We start from the raw sequence: 16,162 nt of genomic DNA, 5'->3' as shown, positions 1-16,162 counted from the left end.
TGCCTCATCCCTTATCCGTTGTTTGGTACGGCTTTATTGCCGTACTTTGCCTTGATTACGTTCAGCACCAGAATCAGCTCCTGCTTGATCGGGTGTGAAAACAGAAAGACTGCGCCGATCCAACTCAGGGCCCAAACCGGGCCAGCCGCGGCCAGTTGCCAGAATTCATGCCACGGCTGCTCTTGGTTAATCCAAGCAACCAGCACCGGGCCGACCAGCGTCACCAGGGTGATCGCGATCCCCTTGGTCAATACCGGAACATAATCGGATAGCGTCACCCCTAACTCCCTGCGCAGATCGGAAGATAGCACCCAGACCCGATAAAACCGCTCTGCCACGATGGCCAATGCCACCATATAGAGATCGTATTGAACGGCGATAAAGATACTGATCAAGGCAAAGATCAGGAACTGGGTCTGTATCACCGCCAGCCGTGAAGACTTACCCTTACTGACCAGCACCCGGGCCGTCAGATTGAAGGTGAAGTAGATCATCGCGGCAATACTGACGACCCGCAGCAGCGGAATCGATTCGATCCACTGATCACCGTAAAGGAACAGAATAATCGGTTCGGCCATCACCACAAAAAAGGCGAAGAAAGGCCAGGCGATCACCGTCAGCGCCGCCGTGGCGTGCATAAACGGCGCTTTAAGGTCACCCTGCTCACGATTTTTCTGGGCGAAGGCCGGCTCTATCACCTTCGAGAGGCCATTGAATACCAGTTCGGTAAACAGCAAGGTGGTACTCATCGCCTTACCGAAAATGGCGACCTCGTGGGCCCCTTGGAATTTACCGATAATCAGTTCCGGCGCTGATTTGTTCAGGTAGCCCGCCATGGTGGCGTAGCTCATCTTGAAACCGAAACTGGCCACATGTCGGATCGCCGCCACGCTGGGCAGCCAGGGCTGATCGGCGGGGCGATAAACCCAGGCCATCAGGATCGTTGCCGCTGTACCGGATACCGAGGCCCAGGCCAGGCTCAGGTGGCTATAGCCGAGATAGGCCATCGCCACCGCCACCAGACTGTAAGCCAGGGTGCTGACGAAGTTGATGATCATCAGCTTCTTGAATTGAAGCGCCCTTTTCAGCAGCGACAGGGTCAAGGTACCGAAGGGGATCAGCAGGAAGTTCAAGATCAACCAGCCGAACAGCTCATTGAGCTCCTGACGGCCGTAAAAGTCCGAGATCACGGGTCCAAGCAGGTAAAAAACCAGAGCCAGCGTCCAACAGATCGACAGCGAGACGGTAAAGGCAGAGGCGACCTTGTCCGAACTTAGATCCTTCTCCTGGGTGATATATTCTGAAATGCCAAAATCACGAATTATCTGCCCGATACCGAAAAAGGCCACCGCGATGGAATAGATCCCGATCTCTTCCGGGGTCAGCAGTCTGGCCAAAATGATAATGGTGGCAAACTGCAGCACCATGTTGATGTAACGGGAAAAAAGCGACCAGGCCAGATTGATCCGAAAACTTGAAGCCATGATCCTAAGCGCTGCCTTTGGAGCGCCGCAGCAACTGTTTCAGCTTGGGCAACAGTGCACTGCGATACCAGGTTATGTGGTACATGGTCCGCAGGTCCTGGGTCAGTTTTTTATGCCAATCCATCGCCGGTCCATAGAACTCGATACGTTCAACAGGCAATTGTGACAGCTCCCTGACCCCCTCCAGATGCATCATGAATGCCGGGGAATAGCGCTTCCACTGCTCATCATAGGTCGTCTTGAGGATATAGAGCACGCCATCGACACAAAGACAAAGATCGATGGCCACCAGCTGGTCGTTAAAGTAGTAGCGCCATACCTGGCAGTTTTCCGGCATAAACGACTGCAGCAACTGGGTATAAAACCGGCCCTGCTGGTTATCGATATGAACGGCGGTTCCGGTCTCCCGTTTCCAGCCGGCACTCTCCAGCACCCCGAACTCAGCCACATAATCCCGTACCGACTGTTCATCAGCCGCAATCTCAAGGCGTATGTCGACACCTTCTCGCTCGAGTCGGTTTTTCGCCTTGTTGGTGTTCTGACGTACATTCTTACCGCGATTTTGCCAATAAGCTTCAAAGTCATCCGGAATGTCCAGCCGCCCGGTGGTGATGTAATCGAGCGTGCTCATCCGCGGATTCTGCTCCGGTCGAGGCATTATCTGCGGATCCTGCTGGGTAATACTGATCTGTAACGCCGGATCAGGCAGCGCTTTGGCCAGGCTTTCCAATAACCGGTCCAGATCGTAATCCAGATCGCTTAACCAGCAACCCACCGGCGCCTGCGACGGCTGAAAGGTCAGCCATCGCGCGTAACCGACTCGCTCGATCAGCGTCATCGCCACGATTCTCTCACCCTCACGGGCAACGGCCAGCATCAGCTGCTCATCGCTGAAGTGGTCCAGGCAGGGCTGGATAAAGCGGCTACTCAGCAACGCGCTGGCGGAGATCCGCGCGTTCAACTGATCCCAATCGTGTCGATATTGCGTAAACTCAACTCCCGGAAACAGCTGCCATTGGAGCGAAAGTTGTGATCGTGGCATTGGCTAGCGTCCCAGCATCGATTGCAGTCCATTCCAGCACAGACGCCGCTGGAACCCCTGTGGCGTTTTCTCCCAGGGCGTGAAACGTTTCAGTTCATAGTGTGATTGGTTCGGGCCGTTCGAGCCCCAAGCCGTCGAGACCGCGTAATCGAAACCTATCCGACTGAGCTGGTCAATGGTTACTTGGTCATAATCGACTCCCGGTTTGCCGTTGGGGTAAGCAAAGCCGGTCACCGGCCGGCCGATAAGCTGCTCCAGATAGGCTTTGCTGTCCGCCATCTGTTGAAACTGCTGCTCGGGGCTCAGCACTTTCAAAATCGGGTGATCGACCGTGTGAGCACCGATCTCGATACCGGCTTCGGCAAGTTCTATCACCTGGTTGTCTGACATCATCTTCGGTGCGGCTTCCGCCAACCCGAAGTGTCGATACAGAGCTTCAATCTTCTGCAACCGTTGCTCCGGTTGCTGGTACTTCAGTTTGCCCAACAAGGTCCCACAGGCCTGGCGCTTCTGTTCGATGGTCTCGAGTGCGAGGCTTCCGCAGTCAACCAAACCAAAGTCGGTCGTCTCAAACGGCATCTGATCGACCAGATCAATGACCCGATCATTCCACATGTTTTCGCCCTGACAGAACGCCGTGGAGACAAAGACGGTAGCCGGCACCCCGGTTTGCTGCAGCACCGGCAAGGCAACCTCAAGATTATCCCGATAGCCGTCGTCGAAGGTGACGCAGACCGCCCCCGGCGGTAGCGTGCCCTGACGTAGACGCTGTACCGCCTCGGCCAGCCCCAGCGGGGTAAAACGCCGTTTGATCAGTTCCATCTGCCACTGAAATTCGGCCCGGTCCGGCACATCGGGACGGATCGGATCCGGCTGATCAAGCACCTGATGATAAATCAGAATTGCCAGTCGCTGACGGCAAACCAGCCGATACCCCATCCCTAACAGTTGTTGTGCTGCACTCATCAGCCCGGCGCCCCATCACGCAAACGGCGTCGCCACAACAGCAGCTTGCGGCAGAATTTGAACAATACCGAGTGGCAGGCAACCCGGTGTAAGAACCTTGCCATCAGTGTCGGACGATGACTCAACAGGCTGGCAAACGCATCGCGCGCATCTTCGCGCCGTCCCGCCATAAAACAGCCGTGGCCGTAGCTGTAATCCAGATCGGCCAGCCGTGCCTGCAGGGCGGGTTCCAGGTATTTTTTCAGCGCCCGCGGGGAGCGCTGACGGATCCGTTCCATCGCCTGCTCAACCACCAGCTTCTCGAAGTTCTGCTTCGGTACGCTTTTGGTCAGGCTGACCGGATTGTCGCGATAATGCGCCAGGGTTGTCGGCAGGATCGCGCATCGATTCAGCAGCGAAAGCCGCATCCAGAGATCGTAGTCTTCACCGACGGTATAGTCGGGATTGAACAGCTCGATATCCCTCAGCGCTTCTGCCCTTACCAGCACCGTGATAATGCAAACCACCGAATCGAACAGGATCGCCAGCGGCAGCACCCTATCCTCAATTACAGCCACCTGATCCGGCGTGGTTTCGACCTTGGCCGGCGCCGGGTACTGTCCTTGCTCATCGCAATACCAGGGCTTGAAATGCCCATAAACCAGATCGATCTCAGGTCGCTGTTCCAGCACCTGCAACTGGGCCTGCAGTTTGCCCGGCACCCAGACATCATCAGCATCCAGAAAGGCGATATAACGGCCCCGCGCCTCCCGTACCCCATGATTGCGAGCCGCTGCGGCACCGGCGTTAGCCTGGCTTATCACCCGGGCTTCAGGGGCTATCTGGCGAATGTAATCGACACTGCCGTCGGTAGAGCCATCGTCAACAATAACCAGTTCCAGGCTTTCCACCTGCTGCACTCTGACACTGTCGATAGCTTCCGCGATATAAGGACGACTGTTGTAACTGGGGATGACCACCGAAACCAACGGCTGATCGATCATAGGCTGGGCTCCAACCGGACAGAGGGAACCTGGGCAAGACAATCGGCGCGCAGTTGCTGTAGCAACTCTTCCAAACGATCCAGGCGAGCCTGTAGAACCCTATTGTCGCTGAGCCCCACAGCACCGATACGGGCGGCATCGGACAGCCGTTTGACCTGGGTGTCGAAGTGGATGCCGGAGGACTTTTTCGGCGGTGGTGGGGTCCAGTCAAGACGATCACCGCTCAAACTCAAACAGAGTCGCTTGAAGCTGTTTTTGAATCGTTGGCCCGGCGCCAGCTCCCCGTCACCCCGATAGACCTGCTCCAGCTCCAATACCGGACCGCAGCTGAATTCCAGAGATTGCATCCAGTCCTGCCACTTGGGATTCAGCTGGCCGGAATTCGCTACCGCCTGCCAGGGTACCCGATAACAGTCGGCCACGATCGCTCCGTGCATTGCTTCGGTGATCAGCATCTCGGACTGCACTATCTGATCGATGATCTCGAAGGTTGGTGCCGTAGGGTCGATGTAGTGAACCCCGGCAGCGGCACAGAGTGCCGGCCAATTACCCCATTGCTGCGACATATAGTGGGGCATATAAGAACAGCGATAGCGTTTCTGCTGATCCTCCGGTTGATACAGCCGGGTACAGAGTGCCGCTGGATCGGTAACGGCCTTGGAGGCGTCCAATCCCAGCTGGGCCGCCGTTAAGGGGCCACGGACACAGTAGAAGTCCCAGTCAGCCACCGCTGCCGGCAGTTCACCGAGGCCGGCTCCGGAGCCGAACACTCGAACCGGCATCCCTGACGGGGCGCGGTGATTGATCAGCGTACCGATGCCGAGCAGCAGCGAATCCGGCGACGACAGTTCCAGTTCGGGCGCCACCTGGGACCAGAACCAGGGGTTCAATGCATCGCCGAAGTTTCCGCCGTTATCCTCAAAATACCAAAGCTTCATCTATATCCCTATTCGCGACCGAATACCGCCCGCATGTTTTTCGCCGCCGCACCGCACTGCTCAGCCAGCAACTGTTTGATCTCATCCGCATGGCGATGCTGATTCGACTTGAGCATCTCCCGAGTCAACGCCTTGGCATCCGCGACCTCGACGATCAACTCCAGATCACGGGTGGTCAAATAGACCGGATAACTCGGATAGGTTGCTTCCCAGCCCGGAGACACCAGCACGGTTCGACCAAAGCTCAATGGTTCCAGCACATTGTGGTTGATGCCAACATAACCAACACTACAGCGACTGTAAAAACTCTTCAGCTCGCCAAACGTATCCAAGAGCATCAACGCATGGGGCTCGGCCGATTCATCCTTATCCAGACGGGACTTAACGCAGTAACTCAGTCCACTGTTGTCCAGCAAACGCCATAGATGGCGCATCGGCTCCTCATATTCAGGATGGCGTGGGGCCAGAATCAGGTAAAGTGACGGATTTTCTGCATAAGCCTTGGCAAAAGCTTCCAGTACCAGCTCAAACTCCCAATCGCCGGTCAGACAGCCGGCAACCACCATCTCCCGACCGGCAAATTCGAGTTGCTCGATGACCTGCCGACTACGCTGATCCAGCAGATGGGTGGAAGTATCCTCCAAGGCATCAAATTTCAGGTTCCCGAACACCTGCACACAAGCGGGGTCGGCGCCCAACTCGATCAACCGCTTCCTGACTGATTCTGTCTGGGTGCTGATCACATCAAAGCTTTGGATAAAGGCTTGTCCGAGCAGGCGTTGCTCGACCGCATCGATTCGGCAGGAGGCTTGATAACCGTAAAGCCAGGCGTTGATCAGGCTGCACTGCGCACCAGCCTGCTTGGCCGCCCGCAGCACCCCGTATGACAATCGACAGGGAGCCTCGACCGGCTGCGCCGGAATCTCACAGACAATAAAATGTTGCGGCGGCAGTTCACGAGCCAGTCGGGCACCATCGGCCGGGCTACCGGACAGTTCGACGACCACCGCATTGGGAAAGTGGCGCCAATAACTATCCCGATAGCAGTGTCGATCGGTCAGCAGAACCAACGGCCCCTGTTCGGCGGCCTGTTGGAGGAACGCTTTACAGGCATTGACTTCGCCGATGGTGGAGCAGTAAACCCAGATATAGGGCCCTTCGGGGGCCCCCTGTTGCGGATGCCAGATCTTTAGCGTTTCGCCACGCGGATCTCGCAGATCGGCCAGTCGATCCAGGCCGCCAAACAGATGCCAGCGTGCCGGCTCAAGTAGCGTCAAAGAAGGCCTTTGATGTTGTCCATCCATGTTTGATACAAGCCCTGCAGTTTATTTGACGGCGGCAAGTTTACGTTTTAAACCCTGCAGGGGATAGCCAAGATCGTAAGCTTTATCGGCATGCTGGCGGGATTGAGCGTACTTTTTCTGACTGAAATACAACAATCCGAGGTTGTAGTGAGCCTCGGCATGCTTTTCGTTTAATTCCAGCGCTTTCAGATAGTCAGCTTCAGCATCTTTGAAATTATTATCGCGGTGTGCAATAACAGCCCGGGTCAGGTAGACCGCGGGATCGTCCGGGGCAATGAACATTGCCCGCTTGAAATAGCAGCTTACGCTGTCGTAGTAATAATCGGTCCGCCCCTGTTTATTCCTGCGGAATCCCGGTCGAGTCTGAATCTCGTACATCAACAGTAGCGCCTGAGGATGATTGGGGATGTGGCGCAACACGTAATTAACATCATCAATGAGTTTGCCGGTATTGCCGTAGAGCCCCCGCTGCACCCCCCGGGTAAAATGCGCACCTTCGACCAGCTTGCGCCGCTCCAGTGCTCGACGGGAATTATCGCGATAATCGTAATAACCGATCTTGGGGAAGTCGGTCACATTACAATCGTTGGGATCAGCCGTTCCGGCCTGAAGCTGCGTCACTGGGCCCACAAGTAAAAAAAACAGCAACTGTCTCAGTGACATCCTATATCCTTCAGCATTAACGATTGGTGCCGCTACCAAAATTGGACACCGTGTATTATTTAAGCAGCGACTGCATACCATTGCCAACCGGAAGGCTAACAATACATCAAGATGCAAATATTTCAGCTCCCAGAATCAGCCCAATACTATCCTAAACCTCGAGCACCGATGCTACCGATGTTCGACCAAGGACTACTACGGGCCAGCAAGCAGCCGGCACATTTCAGCCGATTTCTCGATAGCGACGTGCTGTTCCTGCCCAGCGGCCGGGTGGCACTGTATTACGCGCTGCAACATCTCGGCGTAACCCGCGATACTGAAGTCCTGATTCCGGCGTACCACTGCGGATCGATGGTGGAACCGGTTATCTATCTGGGCGCCACACCCAGGTTTTTCCCCCTGACGCCATCCCTGGAGATAGAGCCAGAGCAACTGCAAAGCCTGATCAAGCCCAATACCAAGGCTTTGCTTCTGCCACACTTCTTCGGTTTCCCGCAACAGCTGGCACCACTCAAACAGTTTTGCCACCAGCATCAGATCGGCCTGATAGAAGACTGCGCCCACGCATTCTTCCAGCAAGCGCACAGCGAAGGTCTGGGGTGTCTGGGTGATTTCAGCATCACCAGTACGGTCAAATTCTTTCCCGGTGTCGAAGGCGGCGTGCTGGCGTGCAACAACCCTGATTATGATCTCAAAAGCGTCCGGCGTAGCGCGCCAAGTTTCTCAGCCCAACTGAAAAGCTTGCTCCACACGCTGGAACTGGCCGCGGGCTATCGCCGCCTCGGTGCCCTCGGGCGACTACTGAACCGCCAGGGGGAGCACCCTCAGGCCGAGGTTCCGGCGGGCATAGCAACCCATACCGACAGTACCCGTCATCTAACCCAGGACTCAATGCAGTGGTTTACGCCGACCCAAATCGGCAAGGACGCCACCGCCTGCACTCGGTTCCTGACCCGCCACAGCGATATGCAGTCCATTGTCGATCAGCGCCGACGCAACTACCAAACCTATCTGGATGCATTCGATGGTCTGGCCGGCGTAAAGCCCCTGCACGCGACACTGCCCGACAAGGTGGTGCCCTATATATTCCCGCTGTTGTTGGACGATCCCCAGCAGCACTTCCCTGCACTCAAAATGCTCGGCGTACCGATCTGGCGATGGGAAGAACTAATCGATTCCGAATGCCCGATCAGTGCCGATTACCGGCTGCGGTTGATTCAACTGCCCTGCCACCAGAGCCTGACCCCTGAAGAGTTGGACTGGATAATCCAGACCGTTTCTCGTACGGTGAGCCCATGACGAACTCTCACTATGTTGCCGCCGCCCGGCGTGTCTTTGAACTTGAAAGCCGTGCTGTGGCCCAACTCAGCGACAAACTCGACGGAGACTTTGACCAGGCGGTCGAACTGATCAGCCAGACCGAAGGCAAGACTGTCGTCTGCGGGATGGGGAAATCCGGCCTGATCGGTCAGAAGATCTCAGCCACCTTATCCAGCACCGGGACCGCCAGTTTTTTCATGCACCCCGGCGAAGCCATTCACGGTGATCTGGGACGGGTTTCACCCTCCGATATATTCATCGCGATCTCCTACTCGGGAGAAACCGAAGAGGTCATCCAACTACTGCCCTTCCTGCTGGACAATGGCAACCAGATCATCGCCATTACCGGGGCTCCCGATTCGACACTGGCGCAGAACGCCACGGTGCATCTGGATGTCTCGGTTACGGAGGAGGCCTGCCCGTTGAACCTGGCTCCAACCAGTTCCACCACGGCGACTCTCGCCATGGGTGATGCGCTGGCCGTGGCGCTGATGGATAGCCATGACTTCCGCCCCGAACAGTTTGCCCGCTTCCACCCCGGCGGCAGCCTGGGTAAAAAGCTACTGACCCGGGTTGAACAGGTGGTACGCCAGGAACCGCTTCCTCTGGTTCAACGCACCGACACCATGGAACAGATCATCTCTGCCATTACTCAGGGTCATGTAGGACTGGTGATCGTCGGCGGACCGAGCCAGGTCGAAGGGGTGATTTCCGATGGTGATATTCGTCGTGCCATGCAGCACTATCCGCAACGTTTTCTGGAGCTGCGCGCCGAAGAGATCATGTCGGCCAACCCGAAACGAATCGATGCCGATGCCAAAGTACAGCAGGCGGTCGAGCTGATGAACGACAACAACATCACCGCCTTGCTCGTTGAAAAACAAGGCAAAATCTGCGGAATCGCGCAACTGTTCGATTGCAATCTCTAGAACCGGCTGCGATGGCTTAGACGCCGTCGCAGCTACTCAAAGACCGCCAACAAAGTCGGCGCTGAGTCGCCCTACCTGCAGCTTCCAGCTGCGGGTGGAAAAGGTATGATCTGCCTCGGCCAACCGTTCAATCCGATCGTCACGACGGCGAGCCACCTTGCGCCACTGCTTGTCACCTTGTAGCTGCCGCTCGAACTCGCCGGCTGTCAGGTCTTCACCGCTTAGTATCCAGCATACCGGCACCGGTAAGCGCTGGTAGGCATCCAACATCCGTTGCTGATACTGTTCGCCGCAAACCGAGGGTTGTTCGGTTTCCACCGCAGCCTTGACGGTCCCGCCCAAATCTTTGGCGCTGTCGGCCAGTTTCACCTTGCCGCTGAGCAGTTTGCTCCAGAAACCCCGGCTGAATAAACGCCGCAGGTAGTAGTCCAGCAGGTCTGTCTTGGCTTTGGCCTGGGTATTCTCAAGCCAGGGGTTCGTCAGTATCAGACCGCTGACGCGCTTATCCTGCGGCCCATAGATCAGCGCCGCCGAGGCACCGTCACAAAGGCCCCAAAGAACGACCCGTTCCAGGCCGGCTTCAGCACAGAAACAATCCAACGCGGCGGCGATATCATCATCCAGCTGATCGAAGGTTTTTTTGTCCCCTTCGCTATCCCCCATCCCGGTCACATCAAAGCGCATAACCGGAATATCCCTGCCCGCCAGGTCCCGGGCAAGGTGGACAAACTGGCGATGACTGCCGACCCGGTACTGGGGACCACCCACCACGATCAGCACACCGATCGAAGCCGAGTCAGCCCCATGAAGAACACCGCTGAGCTGGCGCCCCGACGACTCAAACCGCACTGCCCGCTCATTGAACATCCATTGTCTCCTTGGCATGAACTGGAACGACGCCCGAATGCCAGGCCTGCACCGTATCAAGAATAAGTTCGGGGCTATCGTAACAATCGGGGTTCTGCCAGAACGCCGAGCCCTGACAATGCTGCAACGTCAAACACTGAGCTGGCCACAATTGCGCCACCTTCTCCACCGCCGGAGTGATCTTATCCGATGCTGCTTCAAGCCAGACCGTTTGCGGCATCTGGCTGCCGACCTGATCACGCATCCGCATCTCGATGATCGAATTGAGCCAGTCCGGAGCGATCGGGTATCCAGCCACTTCGACCGTTTCGCCCTGCTTGACCCGCTCCAGCCAATTGACCTTAGGTAACCCTTTGATCGAGTCAGCGACCTGACGCAGGCGGAAAAACTGCCCTAGCAGGGTCTTGGCATCCAGAACCGGCTTCCACAGCAGCAACCGATCGATCACGTCAGCCTGCTGTTGTCGTTGCCGATCCAGGTAGGTGGTTGCCATCAACGCGCCGAATCGAAGCCCCCAGAGCCCCACCGATAGGACGCCCTGCTGTCGCAGCCAACCGACCGCCGCGTCGATATTGTCGAGCCAGCAGTTGAGGTCAACCTGATCCAGCTCCAGCTCACTATCCCCGGTACCCAGGTAGTCCAAACAAACCACGGCATCGCCCTGAGCCACCAAAGCGCGCGCCTGTCGCGCCACGACAGCACGGCTCAGATTCATCTCTTCGGCAAAGGGAGGCAGATAAAGCCACACATGGCGGCCTTGGAGTTCACCGAAGCGGGCCAGATAGAGATGACCGCGCTCGGTGGCAAGAAAGAAACCGTCAGACACCTCAGCCCTCAAGCTTCTCGGCGACAAAACCGGTCAGGGTTTCGAGGGTTTCGAAAAGTTCGGCGCTGACTTCATCATCATCGACGAACACCCCATGCTCGTCTTCCAGGGCGGTAAAAAAGGTCACGATCGCCATCGAATCCAATTCGGCGATATGGCCCAACAGCGGCGTATCCGGCTGCCATTCTCCGACATCATCACGTGCCGTGGCCGCTTGCAGCAGTTGTTGGGTAATTTGCTGAAAATCCATAAAGTATGCTCACAAAACAATTATTGATTTCGGTCCAGCCAAAGCGCCAGAACCATCAGAATCCAAACCAGTTCGCCGTAATGTTTGGCGTGCTCCTGCTGGTGCAGGCGTTTAACGTCATCGATAAAACCGGGGCGGAACAACGCCAGTTGATCCAGACTGGCAATGGCGTCGTAGGCCAGGTTCCGCAGCCCCTGATGCTCGACGGTCCAGAGCCCGAACGGCAGCCCGAAACCGTGCTTGGGCTTATTGATGATTTTATCCGGCAGGAACCCGGTCATCGCCATTTTATAGAGATGACGCAGATTGGACGGGGTCAGTTTTTGATGCCCCGGAACCCGCAGTGAAAAGTCCACCAGTCGGTCGTCCAGCATGGGATAGGCCACGTCGACCCCAGCCAGCCGACACATGCTGTTGACCTTGACCAGGTCGTTATCGGCCAGGGTATGTTTCCAGTCCATGAACAGCATTCGATCCAGTGTATCGCCCTTGTCCAGCTGGTCATAAAGTTGCTGGCATCGCCGATCCGGCTCGCGCTGGTCGGTGGCCCGCAACAGCGCATCGGAGAAGATCTCCCCCCGATCGATCAGATTGAGGAAGTTAAAGTATTCCAGATTTTGCGGTACCGACATCTTCAGCTGGCGGGTCAGGCTGCGCGCCTTGCTGAACAGTTTCACCGACTCGGGCCAGGGCGGCCGCAAGATCGTCAGATCCATCAGCCCAATCAACGGTTTCAACCGCTGCCGCAACCGGTCCAGCTGCAGCTGTTTGGAGTAACGTTCATTACCGGCAAAGAGTTCATCGCCACCGTCGCCGGCGATCAGGCAATCGACCCCCTTGGATTTTGCCAGCCTGGCACAGAAATAGGCCGGCATCACCGAGCTGTTGCCGAATGGTTGGTCCATGCTGGCAATCACCTGCGGCAGCGCATCCACCACATCCTGAGGCGACATTTCGTACTCGTGGCCGGTCAGGCCAAAATGGTCGACAGCGGTTCGGGCGTATTCCAGTTCGTTGTACTGCTCGATTGGAAACCCGATCGAGAACACATCGGCGTGGGGACGCTGCTCCGATACCAGACCTGCCACGCTGGAGCTGTCCAAACCGCCGCTGAGAAAGCAGCCGCTGGCCTCACGCCCTGAATACTCGGGCATCAGTTCGCGCATCGTTCCCAACAGGTTATTGGCCTGCTGTTGCTCATCGACGTCTACGGTCTGATCGAAGCGGGGGGCCCAATGATGATCACGCCTCAGCTCACCGGCTAACCAGTCAATCCGCTGCGCCGGCTCCAGGCAATGGATGCCGGTGTAGACCGTCTCCGGGCTGGGGATCATATGAAAGAACAGGTAGTTAACCAACGCCTGCTGGGAGATAGTGCTGTTAGGGCGCTGCTGTCTGACGGCTTCGAGTCGGTCGGACACCACCAGGCTGGCACCCTCGGCAGAGTAATAGAGTCGCTGGGTAGCAAAGCGGTCTGCCAGAATCAGACAACGCGACTGTTGTGGCCAGACGACCACCAGGGCGAAGTGGCCAACGATCGACGGCGGCGCTTCCTGCTGGAAAAGCTCGGCCAGCTGTGACGCACTGAGCAGCTGGCGGGTGCTATTTCGGGGCTGGCCGAAACAGTAGACTTCGATCTCCGGACGGATGCAGGTCTGCTCTGGCGACAGTGTTTCGGCGATCACCACAACCTGCCGTTTTACCGCTTGCGTCCCCTGCTCTTGATTGATCACTTCGGCAAGCGATTGCGGGTCGTTGTTGCTCACTGCTCTGGCCATCCTTTCCTGTAATTCTGGATCACTAACGCGCATCCGGCGAGGTGTAATCAACACCATGAAACTGCAACCCGGCCGAAAGAGAAGACTAAATAGCTTAATGTCCGCCTTACATCAACTACGTTTTATCGTGGCCGGGCCCTTTAAGGGGGCTCTACAGCTTGAGTTTGAAGCTAATTCTGCTAGCTTTGTGGCTCTTCGAGCGCCCTAAAAGGAATTAATCTTGGTTGCCATCCATACCCTGACCCATCAGGCCGATAACGACTCAGAGCGCTGGGATCAGTTCGTGATCGCCAACAACGACGCCACCTTCTTCCACCGAGCCGGCTGGATGCGGGTTATTGCCGACAGCATTGGTCACCGCCCCCACTACCTCTATGCCGAACAAGATGGCGAGGTTACCGGCGTACTGCCGCTGTTTGAAGTCAAGAGTTTACTCTTTGGTCATTCTTTAGTCTCAACACCGTTTTGTGTCTACGGGGGCGTGGTGGCTGCCAACGATGAAGCTCGTCAGGCCCTGTTGAGCAAAGCCCAATCGCTGGCCGAGCAACTCGGGGTCGATTATCTTGAGCTGCGTCACCGTCAGCCCCAAACCGATGGTTGGCCGAGCAAAAGCAAACACTCCACTTTCCGTCGACTGCTTGATCCGGAAGAAGAGCCGAACCTGATGGCGATGAAACGCAAACAGCGCGCGGTAATTCGTCAAAGCATCAAAAACGAACATGAAGCCAAACTGGAGCAGGGACTCGATAATTTCTTCGACATCTACTCCACCAGCGTCAGAAATCTCGGCACCCCGGTATTCTCGCGTAAATTTTTTGAAGCCTTGCAGCGGGAGTTCGGCGACGACTGCGAAGTGGTTACCATCTTTCAGGATAAGCAGCCGCGATCGAGTCTGATGAGTTTCTATTTCCGCGACGAAGTACTGCCCTACTACGGCGGCGGCTTACCCGAGTCTCGAGGGTTAAAGTCGATGGATTTTATGTACTGGGATCAGATTCGCAGGGCGGTGGCCAAGGGCTTTAAAACCTATGATTTCGGCCGCAGTAAGAACGATAGCGGGCCCTACAATTACAAGCGTCACTGGGGTTTCACTCCCGAACCCCTGGTTTACGAATACCATCTGGTCAAGGCCGATCAGGTCCCGGATATCAGCCCCAACAACCCTAAATACAAGTACTTCATCAGTGCCTGGCAGAAACTTCCCCTGAAACTTTCTCAATTACTGGGGCCGGTACTGTCAAAGTATCTGGGTTAAAGTAGCGGTATGAATCAATCCCTGAAGCAACCGCCGGCAACCACGGACAGTACTCCCCGTGCCGCCAACCCGCCGGGTTTGCAGCCGCTGCTGTTATTACTCGCTGCGCTGGCAGTTTATGGTTGGGTATTCTGGCCCAGCCTGAGTTCGATGGCGGCCATCTGGTGGCGCTCAGACACCTTTGCCCACGGCATGTTTATCCCGCTGATCAGCATCTGGCTGGTCTGGCGTCAGCGAGACCGGCTGCCCGCCATCCCTCTGGGCAGTTCCTGGTTGGCCCTGGCGGCGATGCTGATCGGCTGCCTGGTTTGGCTGCTGGCGCTGGCCACCGACATCGCCGCACTGCACCAGCTGGCCGCCGTCGGGATTCTCATCTGCCTGATCCCGGCACTGCTGGGGCTACATCTGTTTTGGGCCCTGTTGTTTCCTATTCTGTATCTGCTGTTTATGGTGCCGATCGGCGAAGAGCTGACCCCGATGTTGCAGCAGGTTACCGCCGATATCACCGTTAAAGCGCTGCGACTCACCGGCATTCCGGTCTATATCAACGGTCTGTTTATCGAGATTCCGACCGGCAAATTCGAAGTTGCAGAAGCCTGTTCCGGAATCCGTTACCTGATAGCTTCTCTGGCGGTGGGTACCCTGTACGCCTACCTCAACTACACCCGTGTCCGCACCCGGCTGATTTTCATGCTGGCCTCTCTGCTGGTGCCTATCCTGGCCAACGGTGTGCGCGCCTACCTGATCGTCATCATCGCCCACCTGTCTGAGATGAAATACGCCACCGGGGTCGACCATCTGGTCTACGGCTGGCTGTTCTTCGGTATGGTCATGGCGCTGATGTTTTGGCTCGGTAGTTTCTGGCGTGACCCCGAAGCAGCCCCTGCCCAGATACGTCAACCCCTGGCCATCCCCGCTCCCTCCAGCCGCTATCTGATCAGCGTACTGACACTGACGCTGTTTCTCGGCGTCGGTTGGTCGGGTTTCCAGCTGCAGCACACCGAAGCAGAAGCGGCTCTGGCCGAGTTACAGTTACCACAATCGCCCTGGCAGCCGGTTGCAGGATTGAGCAGCCCCTGGGCACCCCGCTACCAGGGTGCCGATGAAGTGGTAAAACAGAGTTACCGCAACGGGGAACCGAACGATCAGCTCGATGCCATCGGTCTGTATATCGCCCGCTACCGCAACGAAACCCAAGGTAAGGAGCTGATCAACCAGAACAATCGGATTGAAACCGCACCGGCCTGGACCATTCAAAGTCAGCAGCTGCGCCAGCTGCAGATCGGCGACCAGCCCTTCCCGGTGGTGGAAACCGAGCTTCGCCATCTGCAGGGAGTCCAGCGCCGTACCTGGCACTGGTACGGCGTCAACGGTGAAACGGCCATCAACCCGCTGAAGGTGAAATTGCTGCAGGGGCTCAATCGACTGAGCGGCAACCCTCACCCGAGCCTGGTTACGTTAATCAGCACCGACTACGAAGACTCGACTCGCGCCGATCAACGGATGCAGCAGTTTATCGAGCAATTGGACCAACAGCTGCTCAAGCAACGCTAACCC

15 protein-coding genes are annotated in these 16,162 nt (G+C 56.7%); 4 read left to right on the top strand and 11 right to left on the bottom strand.

Features of this window, described 5'->3' with window-relative positions; translation table 11 throughout:
• Positions 1-11: 11 nt before the first annotated feature.
• Genes ACO05M_RS11395 through ACO05M_RS11365 form a run of 7 tightly spaced genes read right to left on the bottom strand, consistent with a single transcriptional unit; the run spans position 12 to position 7,380 of the window.
• Entirely contained in the window at positions 12-1,484 is a 1,473-nt protein-coding gene (locus tag ACO05M_RS11395; protein WP_421862700.1) for a lipopolysaccharide biosynthesis protein, read from the bottom strand.
• A gap of 4 nt (positions 1,485-1,488) precedes the next feature.
• Positions 1,489-2,526 carry a GNAT family N-acetyltransferase gene (locus ACO05M_RS11390; RefSeq protein ID WP_421862697.1) on the bottom strand — a complete coding sequence of 346 codons (1,038 nt, stop codon included), beginning with the start codon at positions 2,524-2,526 and terminating at the stop codon, positions 1,489-1,491.
• Positions 2,527-2,529: 3 nt separating this feature from the next.
• Entirely contained in the window at positions 2,530-3,492 is a 963-nt protein-coding gene (locus ACO05M_RS11385) for a polysaccharide deacetylase family protein (protein ID WP_421862694.1), read from the bottom strand.
• Positions 3,492-4,475 carry a glycosyltransferase gene (locus tag ACO05M_RS11380; RefSeq protein ID WP_421862692.1) on the bottom strand — a complete coding sequence of 328 codons (984 nt, stop codon included), beginning with the start codon at positions 4,473-4,475 and terminating at the stop codon, positions 3,492-3,494. Before ACO05M_RS11380 ends, ACO05M_RS11385 begins: the two co-directional genes overlap by 1 nt.
• Complete coding sequence (locus ACO05M_RS11375; RefSeq protein WP_421862689.1) at positions 4,472-5,413, bottom strand: polysaccharide pyruvyl transferase family protein; 942 nt, start codon at positions 5,411-5,413, stop codon at positions 4,472-4,474. Before ACO05M_RS11375 ends, ACO05M_RS11380 begins: the two co-directional genes overlap by 4 nt.
• A gap of 8 nt (positions 5,414-5,421) precedes the next feature.
• Positions 5,422-6,690 (bottom strand): 3-deoxy-D-manno-octulosonic acid transferase, encoded by a 1,269-nt coding sequence (locus ACO05M_RS11370; RefSeq protein ID WP_421862686.1) that lies wholly within the window; start codon positions 6,688-6,690, stop codon positions 5,422-5,424.
• Positions 6,691-6,738: 48 nt separating this feature from the next.
• Positions 6,739-7,380 carry a tetratricopeptide repeat protein gene (locus tag ACO05M_RS11365; protein ID WP_421862684.1) on the bottom strand — a complete coding sequence of 214 codons (642 nt, stop codon included), beginning with the start codon at positions 7,378-7,380 and terminating at the stop codon, positions 6,739-6,741.
• A 177-nt stretch (positions 7,381-7,557) separates the two neighbouring features.
• Here ACO05M_RS11365 and ACO05M_RS11360 point away from each other — a divergent pair, with 177 nt between their 5' ends.
• Both ACO05M_RS11360 and ACO05M_RS11355 read left to right on the top strand, forming a co-directional pair.
• Positions 7,558-8,679, top strand: coding sequence for a DegT/DnrJ/EryC1/StrS family aminotransferase (locus ACO05M_RS11360; RefSeq protein ID WP_421862681.1), 1,122 nt, complete (start codon positions 7,558-7,560; stop codon positions 8,677-8,679).
• Positions 8,676-9,629: a KpsF/GutQ family sugar-phosphate isomerase gene (locus ACO05M_RS11355; protein ID WP_421862678.1), complete on the top strand. Its 954-nt coding sequence runs from the start codon at positions 8,676-8,678 to the stop codon at positions 9,627-9,629. The genes ACO05M_RS11360 and ACO05M_RS11355 overlap by 4 nt, the downstream gene beginning before the upstream one ends.
• A gap of 36 nt (positions 9,630-9,665) precedes the next feature.
• Here ACO05M_RS11355 and ACO05M_RS11350 read toward each other — a convergent pair whose 3' ends face one another.
• The 4 genes from ACO05M_RS11350 to ACO05M_RS11335 are packed head-to-tail and all read right to left on the bottom strand — an operon-like array spanning position 9,666 to position 13,338.
• Entirely contained in the window at positions 9,666-10,496 is an 831-nt protein-coding gene (locus ACO05M_RS11350) for a hydrolase 1, exosortase A system-associated (RefSeq protein ID WP_421862675.1), read from the bottom strand.
• The gene (locus ACO05M_RS11345; protein WP_421862673.1) at positions 10,486-11,322 is read right to left on the bottom strand and encodes a hypothetical protein; all 837 of its coding nucleotides are present in this window, start codon (positions 11,320-11,322) and stop codon (positions 10,486-10,488) included. The genes ACO05M_RS11350 and ACO05M_RS11345 overlap by 11 nt, the downstream gene beginning before the upstream one ends.
• Position 11,323: 1 nt before the next feature.
• A complete protein-coding gene (locus tag ACO05M_RS11340) occupies positions 11,324-11,572 on the bottom strand; it encodes an acyl carrier protein (protein WP_421862670.1) in 249 nt (82 codons plus the stop codon).
• A gap of 20 nt (positions 11,573-11,592) precedes the next feature.
• Positions 11,593-13,338, bottom strand: a complete 1,746-nt coding sequence (locus ACO05M_RS11335; RefSeq protein WP_421862667.1) for an asparagine synthetase B family protein — start codon at positions 13,336-13,338, stop codon at positions 11,593-11,595.
• 232 nt (positions 13,339-13,570) lie between these two features.
• Between ACO05M_RS11335 and ACO05M_RS11330 the strand changes: the two genes are divergently transcribed.
• Together ACO05M_RS11330 and xrtA are read left to right on the top strand one after the other, a co-directional pair.
• Positions 13,571-14,605 carry a FemAB family XrtA/PEP-CTERM system-associated protein gene (locus ACO05M_RS11330; RefSeq protein ID WP_421862664.1) on the top strand — a complete coding sequence of 345 codons (1,035 nt, stop codon included), beginning with the start codon at positions 13,571-13,573 and terminating at the stop codon, positions 14,603-14,605.
• Positions 14,606-14,614: 9 nt separating this feature from the next.
• Positions 14,615-16,159: an exosortase A gene (gene xrtA / locus ACO05M_RS11325; protein WP_421862661.1), complete on the top strand. Its 1,545-nt coding sequence runs from the start codon at positions 14,615-14,617 to the stop codon at positions 16,157-16,159.
• Positions 16,160-16,162 lie beyond the last annotated feature (3 nt).

It is taken from the genome of Motiliproteus sp. (assembly GCF_965230735.1).
GTDB lineage: Bacteria > Pseudomonadota > Gammaproteobacteria > Pseudomonadales > Balneatricaceae > Motiliproteus.
Note: the sequence above shows the minus strand (reverse complement) of the source record. Positions and strands in the feature narration are given on the sequence as shown.

Bases quoted from the DNA above. Each gene is read 5' to 3' on its own strand.
- ACO05M_RS11380 (WP_421862692.1), bottom strand. From the start codon at position 4,475: ATGATCGATCAGCCGTTGGTTTCGGTGGTCATCCCCAGTTACAACAGT.
- ACO05M_RS11365 (WP_421862684.1), bottom strand. From the start codon at position 7,380: ATGTCACTGAGACAGTTGCTGTTTTTTTTACTTGTGGGCCCAGTGACG.
- ACO05M_RS11355 (WP_421862678.1), top strand. From the start codon at position 8,676: ATGACGAACTCTCACTATGTTGCCGCCGCCCGGCGTGTCTTTGAACTT.
- ACO05M_RS11350 (WP_421862675.1), bottom strand. From the start codon at position 10,496: ATGTTCAATGAGCGGGCAGTGCGGTTTGAGTCGTCGGGGCGCCAGCTC.
- ACO05M_RS11390 (WP_421862697.1), bottom strand. From the start codon at position 2,526: ATGCCACGATCACAACTTTCGCTCCAATGGCAGCTGTTTCCGGGAGTT.
- xrtA (WP_421862661.1), top strand. From the start codon at position 14,615: ATGAATCAATCCCTGAAGCAACCGCCGGCAACCACGGACAGTACTCCC.
- ACO05M_RS11375 (WP_421862689.1), bottom strand. From the start codon at position 5,413: ATGAAGCTTTGGTATTTTGAGGATAACGGCGGAAACTTCGGCGATGCA.
- ACO05M_RS11385 (WP_421862694.1), bottom strand. From the start codon at position 3,492: ATGAGTGCAGCACAACAACTGTTAGGGATGGGGTATCGGCTGGTTTGC.
- ACO05M_RS11340 (WP_421862670.1), bottom strand. From the start codon at position 11,572: ATGGATTTTCAGCAAATTACCCAACAACTGCTGCAAGCGGCCACGGCA.
- ACO05M_RS11395 (WP_421862700.1), bottom strand. From the start codon at position 1,484: ATGGCTTCAAGTTTTCGGATCAATCTGGCCTGGTCGCTTTTTTCCCGT.
- ACO05M_RS11360 (WP_421862681.1), top strand. From the start codon at position 7,558: ATGTTCGACCAAGGACTACTACGGGCCAGCAAGCAGCCGGCACATTTC.